Annotated in this window: 13 protein-coding genes; 7 read left to right on the top strand and 6 right to left on the bottom strand. The window is 65.4% G+C overall.

Annotated elements, in window-relative coordinates:
• Positions 1-59: 59 nt before the first annotated feature.
• Complete coding sequence (locus AC1DGD_RS10705; RefSeq protein ID WP_476856767.1) at positions 60-1,160, top strand: FtsX-like permease family protein; 1,101 nt, start codon at positions 60-62, stop codon at positions 1,158-1,160.
• 43 nt (positions 1,161-1,203) lie between these two features.
• A complete protein-coding gene (locus AC1DGD_RS10700; RefSeq protein ID WP_476856766.1) occupies positions 1,204-1,932 on the top strand; it encodes an ABC transporter ATP-binding protein in 729 nt (242 codons plus the stop codon).
• A gap of 3 nt (positions 1,933-1,935) precedes the next feature.
• On the opposite strand, the gene AC1DGD_RS10695 is transcribed toward AC1DGD_RS10700, so the two are convergent.
• The 5 genes from AC1DGD_RS10695 to AC1DGD_RS10675 form a co-directional block, all read right to left on the bottom strand.
• Positions 1,936-3,384 carry a phytoene desaturase family protein gene (locus AC1DGD_RS10695; protein ID WP_476856765.1) on the bottom strand — a complete coding sequence of 483 codons (1,449 nt, stop codon included), beginning with the start codon at positions 3,382-3,384 and terminating at the stop codon, positions 1,936-1,938.
• Positions 3,381-4,859, bottom strand: a complete 1,479-nt coding sequence (locus AC1DGD_RS10690; protein WP_476850699.1) for a glycosyltransferase family 87 protein — start codon at positions 4,857-4,859, stop codon at positions 3,381-3,383. Before AC1DGD_RS10690 ends, AC1DGD_RS10695 begins: the two co-directional genes overlap by 4 nt.
• A 270-nt stretch (positions 4,860-5,129) precedes the next feature.
• Complete coding sequence (locus AC1DGD_RS10685) at positions 5,130-5,264, bottom strand: hypothetical protein (RefSeq protein ID WP_263407439.1); 135 nt, start codon at positions 5,262-5,264, stop codon at positions 5,130-5,132.
• A gap of 752 nt (positions 5,265-6,016) precedes the next feature.
• Positions 6,017-6,601 carry a histidine phosphatase family protein gene (locus AC1DGD_RS10680; RefSeq protein WP_028277661.1) on the bottom strand — a complete coding sequence of 195 codons (585 nt, stop codon included), beginning with the start codon at positions 6,599-6,601 and terminating at the stop codon, positions 6,017-6,019.
• Entirely contained in the window at positions 6,602-8,080 is a 1,479-nt protein-coding gene (locus AC1DGD_RS10675; RefSeq protein WP_223914879.1) for a CCA tRNA nucleotidyltransferase, read from the bottom strand.
• Positions 8,081-8,251: 171 nt separating this feature from the next.
• Here AC1DGD_RS10675 and AC1DGD_RS10670 point away from each other — a divergent pair, with 171 nt between their 5' ends.
• From AC1DGD_RS10670 to trxA, 5 genes are all read left to right on the top strand, one after another.
• A complete protein-coding gene (locus tag AC1DGD_RS10670; RefSeq protein WP_223914878.1) occupies positions 8,252-8,800 on the top strand; it encodes an NUDIX hydrolase in 549 nt (182 codons plus the stop codon).
• Positions 8,801-8,862: 62 nt separating this feature from the next.
• Positions 8,863-10,926 (top strand): murein biosynthesis integral membrane protein MurJ, encoded by a 2,064-nt coding sequence (gene murJ / locus AC1DGD_RS10665; RefSeq protein ID WP_476856794.1) that lies wholly within the window; start codon positions 8,863-8,865, stop codon positions 10,924-10,926.
• Between the two features lie 171 nt (positions 10,927-11,097).
• Positions 11,098-12,645 carry an ABC transporter substrate-binding protein gene (locus AC1DGD_RS10660; RefSeq protein ID WP_476856764.1) on the top strand — a complete coding sequence of 516 codons (1,548 nt, stop codon included), beginning with the start codon at positions 11,098-11,100 and terminating at the stop codon, positions 12,643-12,645.
• Between the two features lie 297 nt (positions 12,646-12,942).
• Positions 12,943-13,899: a thioredoxin-disulfide reductase gene (gene trxB, locus AC1DGD_RS10655; RefSeq protein WP_028277980.1), complete on the top strand. Its 957-nt coding sequence runs from the start codon at positions 12,943-12,945 to the stop codon at positions 13,897-13,899.
• Between the two features lie 37 nt (positions 13,900-13,936).
• Positions 13,937-14,263, top strand: a complete 327-nt coding sequence (gene trxA / locus AC1DGD_RS10650; protein WP_223914875.1) for a thioredoxin — start codon at positions 13,937-13,939, stop codon at positions 14,261-14,263.
• Positions 14,264-18,976: 4,713 nt separating this feature from the next.
• Here the strand turns inward: trxA and AC1DGD_RS10645 are convergent.
• Positions 18,977-19,219 carry a hypothetical protein gene (locus AC1DGD_RS10645; protein ID WP_230008313.1) on the bottom strand — a complete coding sequence of 81 codons (243 nt, stop codon included), beginning with the start codon at positions 19,217-19,219 and terminating at the stop codon, positions 18,977-18,979.
• Positions 19,220-20,567 lie beyond the last annotated feature (1,348 nt).

The following is a 20,567-nucleotide window of genomic DNA, read 5'->3' as shown; positions in this document are numbered from 1 at the left end:
GCGGAGGGAAGGCTGGAAGAAACGCCACAAGCGCCTCAAACGACACCACGAAGGACACCATGTATCTCGCCATCCGCGATATCCGCTTTGCCAAGGGACGGTTCGCCCTGATGGGTGCGGTCGTCGCCCTCATTACCCTCCTGCTCGTCATGCTTTCCGGACTGACGGCCGGCCTCGGAAACCAGTCGACGTCGGCCCTCGCCGCCCTCCCGGCCGACCAGCTGGTCTTCGGCGCCCCGGCCGGGAGCGAACCCAAGGCCTCGTTTACCGAATCCGAGGTCACGCGCGCCCAACAGGGCCTGTGGTCGGCGCGCGACGGCGTCGCCCGCGCCGACGCCGTTGGGATCAGCCAGAGCCGCTTCCAGGCACTCGGCGCCGGAGGCGTGCCGGCACGCACGGCAAGCGTTGCGGTCTTCGGCACCGAGCCCGGCGCAGGCCTGGCTCCCGCCCCGCTGGCAGAGGGAACCATCGCCGTCGGAGCTGGACTGGCGGAGGACCTGGAGCTCAGCATCGGCAGCCACGCCTCGGTGGGCGGCGCCGACCTCGTGGTGACGGCGGTCGTGCCGGAGCAGTGGTATTCCCACACCGGCGTCGTGTGGACCACGCTGGCCGACTGGCAGAAGCTGGCCCATATCCAAGACGCGGACGCCGCGACGGTGCTGGCCGTGACATTCGACTCCACGTCCGGTACAGGGGTGGATCTCGGTGCCGCCAATACCGCCGCGGGAACCGTCAGCACCACGATCGAAGGGTCTTTCCAGGCCCTCGGCTCGTACAAGAGCGAGAACGGCTCGCTGCTGCTCATGCAGGCCTTCCTTTACGGCATCTCAGCCCTCGTGATTGTTGCCTTCCTGACGGTCTGGACGGTCCAGCGCACCCGGGACATCGCCGTTCTGAAGGCACTGGGCGGGTCCGCCCGCTACATCCTCCGGGACGCCATGGCGCAGGCGGCCCTGGTCCTGCTGGCCGGCGCGGTGGCCGGCGGGCTGGCCGGTGTGGCCGGTGGAGTCCTCGCGTCGCAGGCGGCACCGTTCCTCCTCACGCCTTGGACAACGCTGCTGCCCGTCGCCGGAATCGTGCTCCTGGGCCTGGCTGGGGCAGCCCTCGCGGTCCGCAGCGTGGCCCGCGTCGATCCGCTCATCGCCCTCGGCGGCAACTGAGCAGCCCCGGCCCGCCTCATATATTCCTAGAAAGGCATATCTCGTGAACTCAACCCTGAACAACACCGCCCTGAACCTCGTCAACGTCACCCTGGAGTACGCGGACGGAGACGGCACCCTTAAGGCCCTGGATTCCGTGAGCCTCAAGGTGAGCGCAGGCGAATTCGTGTCCCTGATCGGCCCCTCGGGGTCCGGCAAGTCGTCCCTGCTGGCCGTCGCCGCCACCCTGGTCCGGCCCACCGCCGGCCTGGTGGTGGTCGACGGCGAGGACGCCGGCGGATTGCCCGACTCCGGCCGCACCGCACTGCGGCGAGACAAGATCGGCATCATCTTCCAGCAGCCCAACCTCCTGCCCTCCCTCACCGCGGTGGAGCAGCTCGTGATCACCCAGCGCCTGCGCGGCGGGACGGCGCGGGCGGCCGGGGAACGTGCCGCGGCTCTGCTGGACCTTGTCGGTCTCGGGCATGCCCTGGCGAAGCGGCCGCACCAGCTCTCCGGCGGCCAGCGCCAGCGCGTCAACATTGCCCGGGCACTCATGGGCAACCCTGCCGTGCTGCTGGTGGACGAGCCGACGGCAGCCCTTGACCACCAGCGCAGCGAAGCGATCATCCGGTTGCTGCGGCAGGTCACCGACGAGTTCAGCGTGGCAACGGTCATGGTCACCCACGACACCGATTACGTGCCGCTCACCGACGCCGTCGCGAGCATGCGCGACGGACGGCTGTCCGCCAGGGCGGCGACGGCGGCCGCTGCGGCGCCGCGTCGGGGCTAGCGGCTAGGGGACCCGGTATCCGAGGTCCGGGACGCCGAGACCGAACATGTCCTTGAGGGCATGCCGGGCGGCGTGGAAGCCGGGCATCCCGGTGACGCCGGGACCGGGCGGGGTCGACGACGAGCACAAGTACACCCCTGGCAGCGGCGTCCGCCAGGGCACCGGGCTCAGCACCGGCCGCCGCAACATGCCCCAAAGGTCCATGCGGCCTGCGCCGAAGTCCCCACCGACGAAGTTCTCGTCGTACGCCGCCAGCCCTGCGGCCGTGGTCACCTTGAACTGCACCACCACATCCCGGAACCCGGGCGCGAAGCGCTCCAGTTGCGCCATGACCGCATCGCTCATGTCCACAGTGGAACCGGCCGGAACGTGGCAATAGGTCCACAGGATGTGCCGGCCGGCCGGCGCGCGGCCGGCATCAAAACGCGAGGGCTGGGATACCAGCACGTAGGGCCGGTCCGGATGCCGTCCCGAGGCGACCAGGCGTTCCGCTTCGGCGGTTTCCGCCCGGGTGCCGCCCACGTGCACCGTCCCGGCATCGGCGAGGCCGTCCGCCGCCCACGGCACCGGTCCGGAGAGGATGAAATCGACCTTGCAGGAAGCGTTCCCGAAGCGGAAGGACGCCAGGGCGCTCTTATAGCGCGACGGGAGCCGGCCCTCCGCCAGGTGCAGCAGCGCGGGGGGTGCCACATCCAGCAGCGTGGCCCGGGCCGGCGGCAGCTCCGCGAGCGATGTGATCCGCCTGCCGGTCTCGACCACCCCGCCATGGGCCTCGATGTCAGCGGTCAGCGCCCGGGCAATCGCGGCCGATCCGCCGCGCGGAACCGGCCAGCCGCCGGCATGGCCCAGGGCGCCCAGCATCAGCCCGGCGCCGGCGGCGGTGATCGAGGGCAGCGGCGCCACGGCATGCGCAGCGACGCCGCTCAGCAGTGCGGGAGCCAGGTCCTGGCTGAACCTCGCATTCCACAGCGGCGAGCCTTGTTCGAGCGCCCGGAGGCCGAACGCGGCGGCGGCCAGGGGATCTGCCGGAATCCGCAGCAGCTGGTTCAGGGTGAGGTCCGCGACGCCCTCCACCCGCCGCACGAGGGGCTCCATGAGCTGGCGGTAGGCGGCGCCGTCCCTCCCGAGTTCCGCAACGGTGCGGTCCAGGGAACGGTAGGCCAGCGCCGCGCGGCCGCCGTCGAGCGGGGATCCGTACGAGAGCTCGGGCACCTCCAGGGGCACGCGCCTGGACAGCTCGAACCGGCGGAAAAAGGGTGAGGCCAGAACCATGGGGTGCACGGCCGAACAGACGTCGTGGAAGTGGCCCGGTTCCATCAGTTCGGCGGTGCGCAGTCCGCCGCCGGGTGTGGCGGCTGCCTCGAACACGTGGACTTTGAGTCCGGCCCGCGCCATGGTCACCGCCGCGGCCAGCCCGTTGGGGCCGGAACCGACGACGGCGACGTCAGTCATGCGCTGTGGCTTTCCGCCACGGCACGCTTCCGCCACGGCACCAGGGACGCCGCGGGGCGGCGCAGATCAATCCGCAGCCAGTCCGGTGCACCGTCGAAGGGGCCGCCATGCGGATCATCGATGCGGTGGCGGCGGATCACGTCGCTGGACGGATCCCAGATGTCCCAGGCGACACGGGCCATCAGGTACGCGGTGGCGAGCATGTGGGCAACCACGGCCAGGACGTAGTAGGGCATGTCGATGTTGTGCTGGGTCGAGCCGCCGCTGGTTGCCTGCCCGAGGTACATCCAGATGGCGCCCCAGTGCAGCGCTTCGATGGCTTGCCAGATGACGAAGTCACGCCAGCGGGGCCGGGCAAGGGCGATCAGGGGGATCAGCCACAACACGAACTGGGGGGAGTACACCTTGTTGGTCAGGATGAACGCGGCCACGATCAGGAACGCCAGCTGCGCGATCCTCGGCCGGCGGGGTGCCGTCAGTGCCAGGACCGCAATCAGGATGCAGGCCAGGAGAAACAGATCCAGTGCCAGGGAGTTGATGGCCGCGGCCTCAAGCGGATTCCAGCCCAGCCGGGCGGCCACCAGGTTGTAGGCGAACCAGGGCGAGCTGTAGCCCGCCGGCCGCTCCTGCGTGAACTGGTAGAAGTACTTCCAGCCGTCCGGATTTGCCGCGGCTGCCGGGACGTTGACCGCCAGCCAGGCCGCGGTTGCGGCACCGGCCGTGATCAGCAGCGCCCGGATGCGCCCGCTCCGGAGCGCCAGCAGCAGGACGGCGCCGAGGATCAACAGCGGGTAGAGCTTGGTGGCCGTGCCCAGGCCGATGAAGATCCCGGCGAGGACGAGCTTGTTCCGCGCAAAGAAGTACATGCCAAGAGCCAGCATGCACACGGCCCACATGTCCCAGTTAATGACGCCCGCCAGGACAATGCCGGGGGCGAGGGCAACCATCGCCGCGTCCCAGGACCGCCGGCGGTTCGTCCGCGCCGTGGCCAGCACGGTGATGATCCAGACGGCGGCGATCAAGGTGGCGTTGACGTCGAAGTAGCCAAGGACGCGGGGATCGTCGGTGCCGGCGCCGGGCACCAGAAGTGCGGTGGCACCCGCAATCAAACCCATCAGCACGGGGTACTCGAAGAGGCTTCCCGGGGTAATGAAGGGGAAGGCGCCATCGCCGAGGCCGCGGTTGCGGAACAGCTCCGGAAAGTCCGAGTAGCACGTGGCGTAGAACTGCCCGGGTGTTTCCCAGCCGTTGGTGCGGCAGAAGTTCTTGAGCAGAATCCCGGCCAGGGCGGCGAGGACAGTGAGGATGACCAGAACACGATCCACCGTAAAGAATCCCGGCGAAACGATCCCGGGCGCCGAGCGGTGGCCCAAGGGACCGCCTACCAGTTCCGTGAAGTTTCGGAGAAAAGGGTCGCTGCGGCTCGGGATGACCAATCGGACCCGTTTGCGCTCCGGCGGCTTTGTCTCCTGCATGACCTTGAGCTTACCGGGGGACATTGACCCGTGCCGCGCCGCGGTCTTCGCTGGCACGTCGTATCGGAGCCGCCACAACGGCTGGCCACGAAGGGATGCTTAAAAGGGGGAGCCCGTGCGGCGACGCACGGGCTCCCTGGGATCGGTTCCAATGTCAGTCATCAGGTCCTCCTTCGCTGCGGACAGTCCTGCCGGCAACGGGCTCCGCCCCTGCACGGGACTAGTCCATGCGCCGGTGGCGGAAATGTCCGGCCGTCAGCAGATCGGGCGTCAGCGAATCAGGCCGGCCTGATGCATGGCGAGGAACGTGTCGTCCCGCCTTTGGTCCAGGAGTTGGCCGTTGAAGCGTGTCGACTCCCTGCGGCTCAGCTTTCGGAACAGGACCGTATAGAGCTTGTTCATCATGGTTCTTACCTCCCCTCGGGGACTCGATCGGCGCGCCCTGGTGGCGGGCAGGGCTGTGCGGTGGGCAGGAGCGGTGGTTGCGGTAGTCACAGGGACCTTTCGTTGGTGGGGATTGAGCCGCCTTGGTTCAATGGGGCGAACAGGAGGCAGCAGGAATGGGCGGATGAACGGGCCGCCGTATTTTGGGCGCGACAAATAGAGCGCTGGATGCAGGGAATTCGAATAACCGGTTCCGGGCGTGGCAATTAGCCCGAAAATCCCTGGCCTTAATTAGGCCGGAATTCCGGATAGGAAAAAGTTATTCGATGGAGAATGGCCCCTGGACGCGGTAGCGCCGAAACCCCAACAAGAAGCTGGGTTCCGAACTATGGGGAGGCTGCGCAACCGCGTGGTTCCGCCTGTTCAGGCTGCCGTCATTGGGCTTTCCGTCATGGAAGGCCAACTGCCGCGGGCCCCAGGCTGCATTGCCTGGGACGGGAAAGCGGTCAGGAAACAGTCAGTCCGACATTTGGGCGCGGGTCAGCGAACGAGGCCGGGTTGGCGGTGGTGGAGTACATCCATCCGCTAGTCAAAGTAATCATCATTTTCCCAACCTCCTTTTCTGTTCTGCCGTGGCTCCGGCTGACAGGCCGGGCGACGCGCGCCGTGACCCCGGCAAGTCGCCTTGGGGTCAGAAATAAAAATACACTACGAATGCGGCAGTTGCCTACCGAATTCATAAACTTTTTTTAACTTTGTTTTAAAAACCGGTTTTAGAGTCCCCAGCGCACGATTGCCGGTGTCTTCTTATCCCATCCCAGTGTGCAGACTTTGGCGGTCCCCAACACGAAATGCCGGCCCTCGCGGGGGTCCAATCCGAGCCACCGGGCGGTCAGGATGCGGGAGAAATGCCCGTGCGCGACGATCAGCACATTGTCCAGGCCCGATTCGAGCACCCGGGCCACGATCTTGTCCGCGCGGGCGGCGACGTCGTCGAGCGCTTCACCATTGGGCACGCCGTGCGTCCAGATCAGGTATTCGGGGTTGTCCTTGCGGATGAGGTCCGAGCTGATGCCCTCATAGTCGCCGTAGTCCCACTCCACCGCCAGCGGCTCCAACTGGGCGTCGGGGTAGCCGGCGAGTTCGGCGGTCCGGCGGGCACGGCGCAGGGGTGAGGTCAGTACGAGGTCGAAGTCGACGGTCTCGAGCACCCTGCGCGCCTCCACGGCCTGCTGCTCGCCTTCCACCGTGAGGGGCATGTCCGTGAGACCGGTGTATTGCCCGCTCTTGGACCACTCTGTTTCACCGTGCCGCAGGATCCACAGTTGGGGGCGGGGGCCGTTGGATGGTGCAATCACTTAGGACTCCTCAGTGGTGGAGAGTTCGGCGCCGGCGGGCGCCGCCTCGGGCTGTGCCGCCCACCAGTCCCGCAGGCGGGATTCGGCGACGGCGGGATCGAGCGGGCCGTGCTCCATGCGTTCTTCCAGCAGGAATTTGTAGGCGCGGCCCACCACGGGACCGGGCTTGAGACCAAGCAGCGCCATAATCCGGCCGCCGTCCAGGTCCGGGCGGACGGCGTCGAGGGACTCCTGCTCCCGCAGCGCCGCAATCCTGTCCTCGAGGTCGTCGTAGGCGAAGGACAGCCGGTCCGCCTTGCGCTGGTTCCGGGTGGTGACGTCGGAGCGGGTGAGCCGGTGCAGGCGCTCCAGGAGGGGACCGGCGTCGGTGATGTAGCGGCGCACCGCGGAATCGCTCCAGCCGGCCTCACCGTAGCCGTAAAAGCGCATGTGCAGCTCCACAAGCCTGGCCACGGCCTTGATGGTGTCGTTGTCGAAGCGCAGCGCCTTCATGCGCTTGGCGGTCAGCTTGGCGCCCACCATGTCGTGGTGGCGGAAGCTCACTGCGCCGCCCGGTTCAAAGCGGCGCGTGGCCGGCTTGCCGACGTCGTGCATGAGGGCGGCGAACCGCAACACGAAGTCCGGGCCGGGAACCGGGCCGTCCGCCTTCGACTCCAGCGCTGCTGCCTGTTCCAGGACCTGCAGCGAGTGCTGGTAGACGTCCTTGTGGCGGTGGTGTTCATCGGATTCCAGGCGCAGGGCCGAGACTTCCGGCAGCACCAGGTCCGCAAGTCCGGTATCGACGAGCAGGTCCACGCCGGCCCGCGGTTGCGCGGCGCAGATGAGCTTGATCAGTTCATCGCGCACGCGTTCGGCCGAGATGATGCTGATCCGTTCAGCCATCCGGACCATGGCCTCGCGGACGTCGGCGTGCAGCGACACCCCCAGTTGGGCCGCGAACCTCGCGGCGCGCATCATGCGCAGGGGGTCGTCGGAGAAGGACGTTTCCGGCGGCCCGGGCGTGTTGAGGATCGAGGCGTGCAGGTCGCGGACGCCGCCGAAAGGATCGACGAGCTCCAGCATGGGCAGCCGCAGGGCCATGGCATTGATCGTGAAGTCCCGCCGCAACAGGTCATCCGTCAGGGATGTTCCGAAGGCCACTATCGGCTTGCGGGACTCCGGATCATAGGCGTCGGCCCGGTAGGTGGTGATTTCGATCTGGAAGTCGTCCTTGCGCATCCCGATGGTGCCGAAGGCGCGCCCGATCTCCCAGTAGTTGTCCGCCCATTTCTTGATCAGGGCAACCGTCTGGTCCGGAGTGGCGTCAGTGGTGAAGTCCAGGTCGGGCGAGACCCGGCCAAGAAAAAGGTCACGGACCGGCCCGCCCACGAGGGACAGCTCGTGGCCGGCGTCCACGAAGCGCTGCCCGAGCTCCAGAACCACCGGATCCACCTGGAAAGAAACGGTGTGGGAGTCAGTCTTGTGATGTGCGTGCGCCATAGTTACTTAAGCTTGTCAGAAAACCGCGCCAGCACCACACCGGAACCCGCAAGGATCCGGCGGGTTCGTCACGATTGCGCACGAACCGGCGCGGGCAGACTTTCCCGGCCGTCTACTTTCCGGCCATGTTTAGGTCATCAACAGCGGGCAAGAGTCGTTAGAGTGGACCTCATGGCCCATCCCGTACCGAGCGCTCCCGGCAGGAGGACAAACGCACCGTTGCCGTCGGCAATAGGTGCCAACGTCGCGCCTGTCCAGCACACGGGCCAGGCCTCCCTGCCCACCGTGGAGGAAATCTCCGCCGGCGGCGTCGTGGTGGACATGTCCGACGCCGACCTGCGGGTAGCGATCATCGCGCGCCTTAACCGCGGCGGACGTCTCGAGTGGTGCCTGCCGAAGGGCCACCCGGAAGGCAAGGAAAGCAACGAGGAAGCCGCGGTCCGCGAGATCGCCGAGGAAACCGGGATCGAAGGCAGGATCCTGGCACCGCTGGGAAGCATCGACTACTGGTTCACCGTGAGCGGGCACCGCGTCCACAAGACCGTGCACCACTACCTGTTGCGGGCCACCGGCGGGGAACTCACCATCGAAAACGATCCGGACAAAGAAGCCGTGGACGTCGCGTGGGTTCCGATCCAGGAGCTGGCGCGCAAGCTGTCCTTCCCCAACGAACGCCGCATCGCGGATCTGGCCAAAGAAGTCCTGCCGGAAGACCGCTGAAGGCCGCCGGTGCGGCCGGTCACGTCCACGGATAGCGACTAATGCCCCGCGCGGGTGAGACGATGAAGACGATGTCATCAGCCAAACCCGCCCCCGTACCCTCCGGCCCCGCCGATTCCAAAGCTGCCCAATCCGGAGAAGCCCGTTCCAGCGCCGTCATGGCTGCCGGAACCCTCGTTTCGCGTTTCCTGGGCTTCGCCAAGACCTGGATGCTGGCCGCCGCCCTGGGCCTGGGCTCGACGGTCAACGACACTTTCATCAACGCCAACAACCTTCCCAACCTGATCTTCCTGCTGGTGGCCGGCGGGGTGTTCAATGCTGTTCTGGTGCCGCAGATCATCAAAGCCAGCAAGGCGCCGGACAAGGGAGCGGACTACATCAGCCGGCTGCTGACGCTGGCGGTGCTGGTGCTGCTCGTTCTCACGCTGCTGGTCACGCTCCTGGCGCCGTCAGTCATTCAACTGACCACCCAGGGCTACTCGCCGCAGCAGAAGGCCCTCGCGGTGTCGTTCGCGTTCTGGTGCCTTCCGCAGATCTTCTTCTACGGCCTGTACGCCCTGCTGACCCAGGTCCTCAACGCCCACGGGGCCTTTGGACCCGCGATGTGGGCGCCAATCATCAACAACGTCGTGGCGATCGCCGGGCTGGGCATGTTCATCGGCATCATGGGGTCCAACGCCACCAACCCGCACACGATCGACAACTGGGGCCCGTTCCAGACCATCCTCGTCGCCGGGTTCTCCACAATCGGCGTCGTCACCCAGACCGCCGTGCTGCTCATCCCCGTGTTCAGGCTCCGGCTGGGGCTGCGGCCGCGCTTCGGCTGGCGCGGGGTCGGTCTGGGCCATGCCGCGAAGCTGAGCGTCTGGACCCTGGCGACAGCCGCCGTCGGGCAGTTCGCCTTCCTTTACGTCATGCGCATCGCGACGATCCCGGGCGCGGAACGGCTCCGCCTCCAGCAGGCCGGGGATCCCGCGGCAGCCTTCATTCCGGGCAACGCGGTGCTGGAGGTGGCCAGCCAGCTGTACCTGCTGCCGCACTCCATCATTGCCCTGTCCCTGGCCACCGTGCTGTTCAACCGGATGACCCGGGCGTCCCAGGACGGTGACCGGGCCGCCCTGCGAAACGCGCTCTCCCACGGGCTGCGGACCATGGCCGTGGCAACCGTCTTCGGCGCGCTGGCGCTCTTCGCGCTGGCCGGACCGCTGGGCATGTTCTTCTCCGGCAACAATCGCCTGGACGGCGTCATGCTGGCCCAAACCCTCACGATCCTGGCCCTCAGCACCCCGTTCATGAGCGCCAACTTCATGATGTCGCGGGTGTTCTACGCCAATGAGGACGCACGGACGCCGTTCTTCATCCAGCTGGTCCTGGCGCTGGTCAACCTGTCGGCCGCGTTCGCGATCCAGTTCCTGCCGTTCGATCAGATCATCTTCGCCATCGCGATCCTCTACACGGCCGGCAACATCCTTTCCGTGATCGTCAGCGCGACCTTCCTGCGCCGGCTCCTGGGCCACCTCGACGGGCCCCGCATCGCCAGCTCCTACATCCGCATGGGGTATGCGGCCCTGGGTTCCGCCCTCGCCGGAGCTGTGGCGTTGTGGCTGCTGGGCAGCTACAACCCGGACGGCTACGCCTGGAGCGACCGGACCGCCGCCCTGGTGACAATCGTCGTCGTCGGTCCCGTCATGCTGGCCGCCTATTTCCTGCTGCTGAAGCTCTTCCGGGTCACCGAGCTGCAGGACCTCCTGCAGCCGCTGCTTGGGCGGCTCCGGCGCAGCACCGCCGCAGGGCCCGGCACGGGGCCGCAGGCAGGCGGCGCGGCGGAGGTCCGGAGGGCACCGGAGCGGGCCACCGTCTCGGTGGATACGGGCCTGATTCCGCGAATTTCCGGCGAGTTCGACGCCGAGTCGTTCCGTGCCGGTCCCGACATCAGAGAAGAGGACTCGTTCCCTTACGGCCGTCCCGCGGGCCCGGAGGGCGGTTACCTGCCGGCAGAAGACCTCCCCAGCACCGCGCAGGGCGGCTTGGGCAAGGGCGATGTTCCCCTGCCGGGCCGCCGCACCTACCAGGGGCCGGCCGGCCACAACCCCTACTTCCCGTTTGGCGGGAAAAAGAAAAAATGATCCCGGCTCCGTTTCGAACTGCCGTGCTCACGCGGCCTGGACAGAGCATCGGCTAGGATCGAAGACTAACAAGGGAAGTTGCGGACCAGCGGTCAACCGGCTTACCGGAGGGCACACGGTCGCTCTCGGAGTGACCACGTCGGCAGGTCCCGGACAGTCTAGGAGGAGCCCGTGTCCCACCCGATCGATGTCGGATCAGTACTCGGTGGCCGCTACAAGGTCACTGCCACCGTACTGACCTCACATGACCAGGATCTGGTGCTGGACGGTGTGGACCAGGTGCTCAACCGCCCCGTGAGCATACTCGTCGCAGGCCCGGGCAACGCCGACCAGGTGGCCCAGAGCGCCCGTGAAGTGGCCACGGGCGAACGTCCCGGCAACGTGCAGATCCTCGATCTTGGCGTCAGCGACGCCACCACGTACCTGATCACCAATCACACCTCGGCCGCGGATCTGCTGGATCTTGTGGTCTCTTCCAACCCGCCGTACGTCGAACCCTTCTTCACGGACACGCTGGGCAGCGAGATCTTTGGGCAGGCCCGCTCCCACGAACCCGAAACCTACGACGGGCTTTACGACGACGAGGAAGTCGACGCCGGGTACATCAACTATGGCCAGGCCCAGGGCACAAACGCACAGCCGCCGGCTTCTCCGGCACCGCCCCCCGCGGGAGTACCGTCGCGGCCCGCTTCCGCTCCTGCTGCCGCGGCAGCAGCCGCGGCGGCCGCCAGGGCACCCAAGGCCCCCACAACCGCACCGCAGGAGACGGCGGCGCATTCAACGGCGCCGCAGCCCGTCCAGAACGGCGGCGCGCCCCGCCAGGCCGAAGCGGCAGCGCAGCAGCCGGCAACCGCCGCGGCACCAAAAGTTTCCTTGTGGTCCGACGACGACTACACCGGTGACGATCACCGCGGCGGAGAGCACCACGGCGGCGCAGCCGCGGCTGCCGGAGTGGCTGCTGCCGGCTTCGACTCGGCGGATCGGGCTCCGGGCAACTTCCCCGCCTCCGCCCGTGCCGCCGTCGACCAGGATGAGGACGAGTACGAGTACGAAGACGAGGACGAGCCCAACCGGGAGCCGCGTTCCATGCGCTGGCTGGTGGGCGGGCTCCTGGCTGCCGTGCTGGTGGTCGGCCTGATCTTCGCGGTCACCAACCTTGGCAGCCTCTTCAAGAGCAGCCCGCAGACCAACGCCGCAACCTCCGCCTCCTCCAGCGCACCGGAACCGTCCACCGCGCAGCCGTCGTCGACCGCCACCGAGGCGCCGGCGGCCGGACCGCCCGTCATCGAAGACGTGACGCGACTCGGCAACTTCGATTTCGCCGGAAATTACGACTCCGACCTCGTCAAGACTTTTGACGGGAACGGCGCGAGCTTCTGGTCAGACATGGAATTCGCGACGGACGACTGGGGCGGACTCGCCTCCGAAGTTCCGCTCGTGGTCAAGCTGAAGGACCCTTCCAAGGTCTCCTCCGTCACTCTGAGCCAGTTGGGGGCCTCCGGTGGCAACATCAGCGTCTTCACCAATGACAAGCCGACCCTGGACGGTGCAAAGCAGATTGGCAGCAACAGCTTTACGTCACCGGACCTGACCATGCCGCTGTCTGAACCCGTCACGGCGCAGTACGTGATCGTGTCCATCAAGAAGCTTCCGAAGCTGGCCGCACCCAAGACCCGCTATGGGTACGGCCTGCGCTTGGCCGAAATCAAAGTCCAGTAACGGCCCTGCGCGGCTGCCGCTGCGCCCAAAGGCGGCGGCTGCGCTGTAAGGCTGCGGCTGCGCTCTAAGGCTGCCGCTGCGCCCTAAGGCGGCTGTCGTGCAGCGGAGGCCACGCCCGCCGGATGGCCGGTAATCCTGGGCCGTCTCCGGCCCCGGCCCCGGCAAACCGGTACCCTGAGTAGTGGTGTTGCTCCGTGACGCCCATTTCGGCCGGAATATTCAATGCCCGGCAATAGTTGTGCCATGTGGCCGGCCATCGAGGCGGGCGCATCGACAAAGGAAGAGGTTCACCGTTCAGTGAGCAACGCAGAAAACACTGCCTCCGAAGTACGTGATGTCATCATCGTCGGCTCCGGCCCGGCGGGCTACACCGCAGCGGTGTACACGGCGCGCGCGAACCTGAAGCCGCTGCTCCTGGCAGGCTCGGTTACGGCCGGCGGCGAACTGATGAACACTACGGACGTGGAGAACTACCCAGGGTTCCCCGACGGCATCATGGGCCCGGACCTGATGGAGAACTTCGAGAAGCAGGCCGCCCGTTTCGGCACGGAGATCCAGTTTGAGGACGTCACCGATTTGGACCTCGACGGCGACGTCAAGACCGTCACCATCGGTACGGGGGAGACCTTCAAGGCCCGTTCCATCATTCTTTCCACCGGTTCGGCCTACCGCGAGCTCGGCTTGCCGAACGAGAAGAGGCTTTCGGGCCACGGTGTGAGCTGGTGTGCAACCTGCGACGGTTTCTTCTTCAAGGATCAAGACATTGCCGTCATTGGCGGCGGCGACTCCGCCATGGAAGAGGCCCTGTTCCTCACCAAGTTCGCCAAGTCCGTCACGGTGGTCCACCGCCGCGATGCCCTCCGCGCTTCAAAGATCATGGCTGACCGCGCCTTGGCCCACGAGAAGATCAACTTTGTGTGGAACACCGGTGTGGAAGACGTGTTGGGACAGGACAAAGTCACCGCATTGCGGTTGAAGAACCTGGTGGACGGCACGGAATCCGAACTGGCCGTAACCGGAGTATTCGTGGCAATCGGCAACGATCCCCGCACCGATCTGGTCAAGGGCAAACTCGAGCTGACCGCAGAGGGAACCATCGCCGTGGACGGCCGCACCTCGAAGACCAGCGTCCAGGGCGTCTTCGCTGCCGGTGACGTCATTGATCCGACCTACCGCCAGGCCATCACAGCCTCCGGTTCCGGGTGCGTGGCCGCCCTCGACGTCGAGCACTACCTCGCAGATTTCCACGCCTAACCGGCGCGCAGCAACCAACGGAAGAGAGACAAAGGTTATGAGCAACGCAAAAGACGTAACGGACGCCAGCTTCAGCACTGATGTACTGGCCTCCGAGAAGCCCGTCATTGTCGATTTCTGGGCCGAATGGTGCGGCCCCTGCCGCAAGCTCGGTCCGATTCTTGACGAGATTTCGGTCGAGTACGGCGAGAAGGTTGATGTGGTCAAGGTGAACGTTGACGACAACCCGGCCATCGCTGCCGAGTACGGCATCACCTCCATCCCTGCCGTGTACCTGTTCCAGGGCGGCGAGGTCAAGGGCACCGTGATCGGCGCCCGGCCCAAGCAGTTCTTCGAGAAGGAATTTGCGGACGTCCTGTCCTAGGCTGACCGAAAGTGGCCCCCGCTTCTGGCGGGGGCCATTTTTTTGTTGTGCTCCACGGCCCACGATCGGGGAGTAGGGACAGCCCCTAAATCTGCCATGAACGGTTTTGCAACCTTGGGTGGCTGTCTATCGGATTGGTTTTTTGGTCTGCTGGCTCACAATTCCCCTGGGCGCCGCCGTCTTGTGAAATGGGCTATCCCTCGGCCGGCGAACTGCTATTCGTGCTGACAGTCACGGAAGGTGTTTGGCCGTTGCTTAGGGGACGCCACCCTCTTGTTTCACGTGAAACATGATGACCGCTGCACCCCCACTTATCAGTTCGGTGCGCGATGTGAACCTGTGCGTAGACACAGCGGGTTCCCATTAGAACATCACAGTCGATTTGCGTTGACTGCGTTTATGCCGAGGGTTGGTTGCCCAAATTCCACCGAAGCACCATGCGCCATGTCGCGTAATGGACGTGTTTCACGTGAAACATCCAACTTCCAGGGTCATGAAGTTTGGGACGGCTTTCGGATGAGTCCGGACTCGAAATGCACTCCAACACTCGCGGCCCGCCGCGGGGGAGTCTACGGTAGAGGTCTCACTTATACTAGGTTCGTGGTTTTCTGACGGGAAGGCTTCCGCCGATACTGCCGTTAAGGCGGCGCCGCACTCCGCTGCCGCCCCGAGTTCGGGCAGGGCCAGGGCCCTCCTGCCAGCGCAACACGCCATGACTGCTCCTGCACGTCCGCCACGGGTCCGGGGAGAGTTGGGGGTCACCCGGGTCCGCGGCAAAATAGTAGACTAGTCGGCGGGTGACCAGGACTGCGATCGAATGTCTCTAACACACACATTCGCCCCGTTTTCCAAGAACGGCGATCAATGCCGGCCAGTCACGACCGGCCGTAGCCACCGGCCGCCCGGTTCGGACCCTGTTTCACGTGAAACAGGTGTGTACGTCGCAGCTGCCGAATTGTCCGGCCCACCTCCACGCTACCCATGTTTCACGTGAAACGGGTGTGCACGTCGCGAGAGTGCCGACTACTTCCGCCCACCCCCCCGCGCCGATGTTTCACGTGAAACACCCCTAGTCGCAATCCATAAATCGCAACTTGGAGCGAAGTAATAGTTAACTCTTCGATAATCCTCTGCGGTTACCAATTCAGCGTGCCCATTTCCGCAGGAAAAAAGGTCGGTGGGACGCAAAGATGCGCTTGATGGTCTGCGCCTCCCTGCTGGAAAGGCCTGGCCCAACCTTGGCCGAGCGGCCCCAGGGACGTTGGCCTGCGCCCGTGAACGCCATCGTTCCTCGCCCTAACGCTCGCTCCAGCACCGCCGGCTCCGACCCAAATTCCGCACAACAGACCGGATTTCGTACGGTTCACCGGATCCGATCCCGTCCCAACATCTCCAGACCGCCTAGTTTCACGTGAAACATGTCGGCGGACCAGAAACAGTCTGCGGCGAAGCAGACCCAAGATTCCCGTCCGTAGCCACCGACGGGGGAACGGCCGCCAGCCTTCAGGCCTCTGTGACCCGCCGTGTGTGGGGAAAGGCGAACGTGGGTGCCTTTGAAGCGGCGTGCAGTGCGCCCCGGAACCGGCGAGGGGACTTGCCTGTGCTCAGCCGCCGGAGCTTGGGGCAGAGTGTTCATGGGCGTTCTCGGCCGCCCGCCTACGACCATGGGCCTATGTTGTTTGATTTGAAAGCGAACCGATGATCAATTTCGGATCGCTGCGGCAGTCAGTCATCGAATGAACACGCCCCGCCGCCGTTACGGCCGGCGCAGTTCCCGCACCCTGCGCGGCGTGGGACGCACGGAACCGGTCCTGCATTCCATAGGGCACCCGACCAAACACAGGGCCCGGCTCGGAGGCGATTCTGACGGTTAGGTCCGACATTTTGTCCAATCCATGGCTCGTCCCGACAATTGGACCGTCGCAGCCTCCGGTCCGCGTCCTACGCCCCTGTACGAGTCGCTGCTCCGCTTCACCAAGGTTCCTGTCCAGGGCTCATCCGGCGGCGGCAAAGTCAATCGTGCACTGCCTGTTCAGAGTTCGTGGGCTGATCGGTTCCCCAAACACCATCTCCGTTCAGCTCGCGCCATGATATTGTCTCCGTTGATCAATGCCCACTGTCTCCGCCCCGGCCCGGTTCGATCTCAGGCTCCACTCAAGCTGCATTAAGCTTGCCCAAACTCCTGTGCCGTCAGCAGCTGGTCGCCCCATTTTGCTCTAGAGGGGACCGGATTGGGCCGGCTCTTGTGTCCCCGAGTAGGGCCAATTCGGCATTCGCGGGACAAGAAGATCGCACGCCTGCTCTCATGAAGTCTTGTTCTCATGAAGGTTGGTGTCTGTGCCCTGACAGTCGCGGCGCAGCAGGTTCGATTCCATGGCGGCAAGACCAAGGACACCCAGGTCCAGCCGCGAACCTGCCCCCGCCCCGGCAGGCGCCGCAACCGCCGCTGCCCGCTATGGATGTCCTTCGAGCCCTCGGCGTCTGTCCGCAATTCCCCACTCTCATAGTGACCGGTGCAGGCCTTCCGACCGTCAATCCACGAGCCATCACGACCGCCGACCTGGGTACCAAGCGGAGGTCGGCGGTGGCCGACACCCAAGCATTTCCGGTCTGTCCAGCGGCTATATGATCCGGAGCTCACTCGATATCCACCAGTTTCTCCACAGAAGTTATTCACACCGTTATCCACAGGTGCTGAGAGATTATTCACATGCCCTTCCTGGTGAGCGGCCGAGCGCCGTCGCCCCTCCGGCACTGGTCCTCTGACCAGCCACCCACCGTGCCGGGGATATGTCCTGGACCCCAATGAGGAACTCCGGCTCGCAATCAGGTGTTCGAGCGAATATCCCCGAAAAATTAACCGTTGAACGGCGATTTAGTACATCTTCGCGAATGCTTCGACCATCGTCGCTGCACACCATAATCATGTTTCACGTGAAACGGACAGTGGGCCCTTAAAGGAGCTTCGTGGCAGTTGTCACGGCAGCAGCTCGTACAAGAATCTGGCGTCCCGAGCGGGCTGCAGTCAGTCACTAATCCACAAAGTTATCCACAGCAATATCCACCGCCCTATCCACCGCGCCATCGACCGGCCGCTGGCTAAAACTCGGGCCGGGAGCGGCCCCGCGAACCTCACCTGGATGCAGCTTTGACCTGCGGTGAAGTACCCTCCGGACGTGTCATCCCAGGGCGGCCGGGAGCTGCAAATCCACGTGGGTCGAACCAAAACTCGTCGAGCGCCGGGACCGCCGACGTGTCATTGCATCGCCCGTCGCGCCGGCCGAAGCCAGCTTGTTCCACAGCGCAAGGCGGACTTCAAGAAGACCAGGGGAGCGGAGCCACTGTCCCAAGGAACCCTCCCGCCCCACGTCCAGGGGATCGTTTTGCCGGGCCAAGATGCGACGACGGCACCCGCTGAATCGTGGGCTTTGCCGGGCAGCTCACATGCTCTGAGCTCGGAGACCTTGGCGGGCCTCACGCACTCGCTGGGTCTGTCCGGTTGATCATCTTTCCACTCCGGTCCTCGCGGAACCGCCGTGTCCGTTGGCCGATGCAGACACGAAGAGGCTCGTCGACCGTGTTTTTGCCATGCGTTGTTTGCATTGAGACGGCCCTGGACGTGTCCCGACTGAAGCATTGCCAGTCGACCCGGGGATTTGGATGAGGGAGGCACCGGACTGCAAAAGCGGTCGGGCCGGTCGAGCCCGCACAGGTGACACGCGCAAGCACGAGTCCCGAACCCAATCAGATTGGTCCGGATGCAGACCTTCCTTCTTTGCGGTTTGAATCCCTCCGGTTGCCGCACCAACTTACGGGTCCGGTGCGATCAGCGGATTGGATCCTGCAGGCAACTGCGCCCTGGTGCCCGGGGCGACGAACCTGGCCGCCCGAAACACACTGGTCCGGGGGAGCGGACCCGGCGCGGGTAGCCGTGTAGTTGGAACATGCAGCAGCTCGGCTGCTTCCCTATGATGGCGGTTGGATGCCCACACAAGAGCCATCCCGACAGTTCCAGCCAGGCCGAATCCACAGGAAGGCGCGGTCGGCGTCTGGGATCAGTCGGCACGACCCCGGCCCTACTTCACATGGCCTCCGCTTCCCTTCTCGCGGGTGCGTCGCGCGGCCTGAGCTCCTACCGGAAGACTCCTTCCAACACTCTGCAGCAGGATCAGCCGGTGTGCAGCAGTACAGGATCTGCACTGCACTCTCATCAAGCGGGTACTGGCAAGCCGGCAGGTGCGTCAGCAGCGGCACAGTGTGGGGGGCCCGCGAGGCGTCCGGTGTGCTGTTCCGGATGAGGGGAGCCGTGTCCGGAGTGCCGGAATAGACCCCCAGAGTGCCATCTCGGCTATTGGATAAGGCGTCGGGCTCACCGGAGGAAGCTGAAAAATGCGGCAGGAACAGCACGCCCGCCGGGGCCCCAAGGAGATCAGGCATGCCTGGCACGCCGGCATGCCCCATGGCGCATGGTTACAGCTGGATGCGGCGATGGGACTGCAGCAGAACGTTGGCGGTCATGGCACCCGGCTACCTGGGTGGGGAGGATGCGTGTCAGGGCCCCGGTTCCCTTTGCCCGGGTCCCGGCAAACTGACAGGCACAATCATGTACCGAATGCGGAATCGGGGACGTGGGTGCAAGCCGGCGAAGGGGTGAGCGGCAAGTTAGCGGGGGAGTCGAAGGACGCAGACATCCGCAAAGCGAGGCAGTTCCGGTCAGCTTTCGCGATCAGACTCCCACAAGAGGTCTTCAACAATGCGATCGAGACTACATGCTTCCTGTGGCGCCGACGCCAGATCACCGTCCGCATCACGGCCCGCATCCGTTCCCGCGCCAAGGTCGGCGTCCAGGTCTGCGCCGTCGACTTTGTCCCGATCTTCGTCCACGCCCACATCGAGACCTCTGTTGAGGTTCGCTTTTCGAGGCGCGTGTCCGGCGCCAATTTCTACCGTAACCACCGGAACGTTCCTACAAAGCCATGGCCCGAACCCGACGAAGCAGCAAGCAGACCAACCTGCCGGCCCGCGCGCGAACCCACGGTTCAACCCACTTCAATTTTCGTTCACGGAAGCTGCCCCCACGACCCGTGATCGTAAGCAGCGAGAGAGTGCCGCCGGCCTCCGCCAGGACCGGACAGTGCCGTATTAGAGCATCCCGAGGCGTGCAAGGCTTCGGATGCCCTGCAGCCTGCTTAGCCTTCGTTCAGCCAACCACGCGGGCATACAACGCAGTAGCGGCGCCATATGACGCTTTCAGAGGCGCCCAGGAGCAGGTGATCCCGCAGAGACTGGGAACGGTACAACAGTCGCTCCGAGGTTCGTCTGTGGCTGCGGCGAGCTTGCTCCGCCGCCAAGCAGCAGCCGCGCCGTAGTGAGCCGCTTCTCCTGCTTCGCACCGGCATGGACCAATGTGGTCGCATGGCGCACCCGCGGCCGGCCCGGCCGACAGGCAAAAGTGGGCCATAGCTGTGGGTCGATTCCTTGCAAGGGGAAGCCGAACCATCATGACGCAGACGATGGACCCTTGGTCAAACGACTGGTCGGCACCCCAGTCCACCGGCATTGCGCTGACCACCTACGGCGCAATGGCCGAGCCGGATCGCCAATCCGCAGGCGGACTCGCATGGGCAGGGATGTGGTCCGGCTGCCGGATTGACGACTGCGCAGCGGTCTCCAACCGCTGGCCGGATTCATCTGCCCTTTTGTCTCCTCACATAGGTGCCCAGCCTGCCTGGCGTTCGATGGGGCAAGGCGCAGATTCGCGGCCCCGTTTCACGTGAAACATTGACGGACCACTCCAGCCCAGATGGTCAGTGAGCTCTGGAAGGCGGCGAAGATGGCTGTTGCTGACTAGCGCGATCGCAGCGGCACCGGCAGAGAGGGGGCCCTTCCGCAACAACGAGAACTGTGCAGCTGCCATTTATGCACGGTGTGGCCGTTCCATGCGATCAGAAGCTCCACCCACGGAACGCAACAGAGTGGACGGTACGGCCACCGGAAACGCATCGGACTCCACGCTCAGGAAGCTCCGCCCCAGTCAGGGACACCCGCCTGCCCAGCACCAACCCGTCGTTCCGCACGTGTCCCTCGGTCTCGCCCAAGCAGGGCCGCGATGCTGACGATTTCCACAGAAAGACCACGGCACTGCGTCGGCCCCCCACCCACGGCCGCAACCCGCGAGAGCCCGGGCCAGGACGGAAGCGAGAGAGCCGCCGGAACTAGTCGGCGCCACCGGTGCCGCCCCGTTAGCTTTTTCGTAGCCCGTTCCTGTTGCAGGATGAGGGTGTGCTGGCCTGCCGGCCCCGGC

Source organism: Arthrobacter sp. 05T45 (genome assembly GCF_056395875.1).
This window is presented reverse-complemented; position numbering and strand designations above follow the sequence as displayed.

Coding starts and splice junctions, on each gene's coding strand:
- AC1DGD_RS10705 (WP_476856767.1), top strand. CDS start 60: ATGTATCTCGCCATCCGCGATATCCGCTTTGCCAAGGGACGGTTCGCC.
- AC1DGD_RS10695 (WP_476856765.1), bottom strand. CDS start 3,384: ATGACTGACGTCGCCGTCGTCGGTTCCGGCCCCAACGGGCTGGCCGCG.
- AC1DGD_RS10690 (WP_476850699.1), bottom strand. CDS start 4,859: ATGCAGGAGACAAAGCCGCCGGAGCGCAAACGGGTCCGATTGGTCATC.
- AC1DGD_RS10685 (WP_263407439.1), bottom strand. CDS start 5,264: ATGATGAACAAGCTCTATACGGTCCTGTTCCGAAAGCTGAGCCGCAGG.
- AC1DGD_RS10675 (WP_223914879.1), bottom strand. CDS start 8,080: ATGGCGCACGCACATCACAAGACTGACTCCCACACCGTTTCTTTCCAG.
- AC1DGD_RS10670 (WP_223914878.1), top strand. CDS start 8,252: ATGGCCCATCCCGTACCGAGCGCTCCCGGCAGGAGGACAAACGCACCG.
- murJ (WP_476856794.1), top strand. CDS start 8,863: ATGAAGACGATGTCATCAGCCAAACCCGCCCCCGTACCCTCCGGCCCC.
- trxA (WP_223914875.1), top strand. CDS start 13,937: ATGAGCAACGCAAAAGACGTAACGGACGCCAGCTTCAGCACTGATGTA.